Annotated in this window: 4 protein-coding genes and 1 pseudogene; 1 reads left to right on the top strand and 4 read right to left on the bottom strand. The window is 42.1% G+C overall.

Annotated elements, in window-relative coordinates:
• Nucleotides 1-319 (top strand): annotated as a pseudogene (locus F6K52_RS34390) (GTP-binding protein); the annotation flags it as partial.
• Between the two features lie 358 nt (nt 320-677).
• On the opposite strand, the gene F6K52_RS34395 reads toward F6K52_RS34390, so the two are convergent.
• The 4 genes from F6K52_RS34395 to F6K52_RS34410 all read right to left on the bottom strand — a co-directional run.
• Entirely contained in the window at nt 678-1454 is a 777-nt protein-coding gene (locus F6K52_RS34395; RefSeq protein WP_293089402.1) for a glycosyltransferase, read from the bottom strand.
• Nucleotides 1455-2223: 769 nt separating this feature from the next.
• A complete protein-coding gene (locus F6K52_RS34400; protein WP_293089404.1) occupies nt 2224-2451 on the bottom strand; it encodes a hypothetical protein in 228 nt (75 codons plus the stop codon).
• A gap of 147 nt (nt 2452-2598) precedes the next feature.
• The gene (locus F6K52_RS34405; protein WP_293089406.1) at nt 2599-2730 is read right to left on the bottom strand and encodes a hypothetical protein; all 132 of its coding nucleotides are present in this window, start codon (nt 2728-2730) and stop codon (nt 2599-2601) included.
• 161 nt (nt 2731-2891) lie between these two features.
• A partial coding sequence (locus tag F6K52_RS34410; RefSeq protein WP_293089408.1) for a Uma2 family endonuclease occupies nt 2892-3300 on the bottom strand: 409 nt, incomplete at its 5' end.

Genomic DNA, 3300 nt, shown 5'->3' on the forward strand with positions numbered 1-3300 from the left:
TGGCATGGTGATATCTGCTCTTGGGGGTACAGGAGGAATGACTGCAGTGGGTAAAGTAATTGTCGCCAATTTACTCAAAATGATTCCTGGTGCAGGCACTGTTCTTGGTGGAGCAATATCAGGCTCAACGGCAGCAGCACTAACCCTGGCTCTTGGTCTATCTTATATTGAAGCACTAAAGATTTATGTGAAAGCTCAGGTTGATGGTAAAGAAATACCCCTTTCTGAGCTCGCGAAAATTATCATTGAACAATATAAATACTATGCAGGAACAGGTAAAAAAAGCTTGAGCGATCGGGAATTGCCCCCTTCAGATTAGGGTAGATGGGGAGTGTGGGAGATGGGGGGATGGGGAGTTTATTATAGTTTTTGCCTAATTGCTAGTAACTATAGCGGTTATCCTATTAATTAGCTACACAGATTTTTTACCTATTCCCTGTGGGTGCATCTCCTAAAAGCTGTTTGACCCGGTGGTGCGTTACGGGACTGGCTCTCCCAACACTGGCGACCGTTAAAATCAGGGCAAGCCAGTCCCTAACGCACCCTACGCCTATCTCCCTATCTCCCTATCTCCCTATCTCCCCACACCTCCCACACCTCCCACACTTCCCTCTCTTTCTCCCTACTCCCTACTCCCTACTCCCTATTCCCTACTCCCTATTCCCTACTGCTATCATTTAAATATGATAGAGATTACTCACCATTAGTTTACTGTTTTGATCGTTGATAAATCGTTGGATAAATTCGGGGATTTCTTTATTGTGATTAGGATAGACAATGGATTGCCAACAATAGGATACTTGACCAAGTTGGAATAATCGAAATGCTAAATCTAGATCGGCTCCTTCGGGAATTCTAATGGTTTGTTTAAATCCACCGATTTGTTGAAGGGCTTTTTTCCAAATCAGGGCATTGGCTGTAATTAATGATTCTGGTCTACTGATCTGGCACTGTTCAATCATGGTTAAGGGAATGAATCTTTCTTGACCGTCATAAAATTTTGATAATAAATCCTTGCCCCATGCTTTAACATTACCGGCATAGCCTATTGAGCCATTTTTAGTATTAAGATAGCCTTCGATAAATGATTCAGATGGAAGACAGTGGCTATCGGTAAATAAAATCCAATCTCCTTTGGCATAGTTGATGCCTACATTTCTGGCAGAGGCTAAATCATTTCTTGAGCATTTCAGCAATCTGATCGAAAGATTATTACCTTGGAAGTGTTGATCGATAGTAATTGGTCGCCTGGAGTTATTATCAATAATAATAATTTCTTTTGGATAGATGTGGGGATTCTGGCTTGTAAAAAACTCAGTTAAAAATAAATCCAGTCCTTCTTGATTATTTCTGACGGGAATAACGATTGATATATCAGATGCTTTAATGTTTAAGGGTACAGTAAAATCGGAGTAATTCTGTGGCGTTGAATGAAGTTTGTTGATCAAAGTCATAGGATTACCTCAATTGTCTGGATTAGAGTTCTGCCAACTGACTAGTGCATGCAGGGGGGGCAGAAATAACAAACCCGCGTCCTACAGTGGAAATCCTTGATATTAAAGAATTTCAGACTTCAGACTTCAGACTTCAGACTTCCGGGTAGCTGCACTATACTCCTATACACAATCTCGGCTATTCCACCAGGAAATTTTTGGGGAGATAGGGAGATGGGGAGATAGGGAGATGGGGAGATGGGGAGATGGGGAGATGGGGAGATGGGGAGATGGGGAAGTGTAGAATTTAGAATTTAGAATTTAGAATTTAGAATTTAGAATTTAGAATTCACCATTATGCATTCTTACAGACAACCTACCCTTCGGGAACGCCAAAGGCGAACAACTAACCAACCTTGGCCAATAGGCCACGCTACGCGAACAACCTTCAACTAACTAACCTTGGCCAATAGGCCACGCTACGCGAACAACCTTCAACTAACCAACCTTGGCCAATAGGCCACGCTACGCGAACAACCTTCAACTAACCAACCTTCAACCTTAAACCTTCAACTAACCAACTTTAAACCTGCTAACCTTAAACCTGCTAACCTTAAACCTGCTAACCTTAAACCTGCTAACCTCCCAAAAAAATAGCCGCAGAAATACTATCCACGGCTAGGAATTTACCTTATGTCATTCAGTTTTCCAACCTATCCAAACGTGAGTGATCTTACGGGACTCGACCGGATGGTTTGGCCGGGGGAAAACCCCCCAGCAATTTAACGTGTTAACGGAGCCTGAAGTACTTGGTGCTAATTGTTATGAATTCTCCCGGAACATCCGTCGGCTGCAGAGGACTCCACTCGGATATTTCGGTGTAGCCCAGTGCATAGAGGGTATGCATGGTATTAGTTATTGCCTTGCGGGAGCCTTTTAAAATGTGCTGAACACGGATTTGGTTTTGGGAAGAATCGTCTGGATTGTTCTCTGGATTTGTTGGAAATTCTGATGGCATAAGGTGAACCTTTTGCTTTTTGTTTACAACTATAATCGTAATGATTATAGTTTATTTTGTCAAGAGTTTTTATATTTTTTTTGAGGGGAAATGTAAAGAAATGCGATCGCTATCTATCAGTTATAGCGGTTTTTAAGCTAGTAAGTTCTAGCTTTTAGGGAGCAGGGAGCAGGGAGCAGGGAGCAGGGAGCACAGAGCACAGAGCACAGAGCAGGAAACAGGCAACAATTCTGTGTAACTTATAGTTAGGAAAAACGCTGTAATAAAAGAAGTAAGCATTCGTTTAATCTGAGTTATGTCACAGGCTAGAAGCCTGTTCCACGGGTAGCGATATAATTGATATCTTTAGCAATCCTAAAATAAATTGTGATAATTTTTTCCCTATTCCCTATTCCCTATTCCCTACTCCCTGTTCCCTGTTCCCTATTCCCTATTCCCTTTTATTTCGGAAAAAGCTGATGAACAGTACAACTAAAACCAGGTAGGAGGGGAGAGGTTAGGGTATCTTGGCTGAAAAGGGTTGCTACTAATTTGAGCTGACTGTTTTCTCGGCGATAGATTTCGAGCTTGCGAGACCTCCAATCAGCAATCCAATATTCTTTTACGCCTCGTGAAGAGTAAAGTTTTAGTTTTGCTTCTCGGTCTCGTCTTTGGTCTTGTTGACTAGCAGATAAAACTTCGACAGCTAATTCTGGGGCACCAGTTAGATGTCCAGATTCGTCTAAGGTTAATGTATAGGTTTCTTGAGTAACCCAAACGACATCGGGAATAACATTATCGGATTCGGAAAACAGGACACCGGGACTAGGAATAGCTTCTCCTAAACCACTTGCTTCAGACCAAGCATCT

The organism is Moorena sp. SIO3H5, from assembly GCF_010692395.1.
In the GTDB taxonomy this organism is placed as follows: Bacteria; Cyanobacteriota; Cyanobacteriia; order Cyanobacteriales; family Coleofasciculaceae; genus Moorena.

What these genes read in the sequence shown, in the direction of transcription:
- F6K52_RS34395 (WP_293089402.1), bottom strand. Translation starts at nt 1,454, where the DNA reads ATGACTTTGATCAACAAACTTCATTCAACGCCACAGAATTACTCCGAT.
- F6K52_RS34405 (WP_293089406.1), bottom strand. Translation starts at nt 2,730, where the DNA reads ATGCTTACTTCTTTTATTACAGCGTTTTTCCTAACTATAAGTTACACA.
- F6K52_RS34400 (WP_293089404.1), bottom strand. Translation starts at nt 2,451, where the DNA reads ATGCCATCAGAATTTCCAACAAATCCAGAGAACAATCCAGACGATTCT.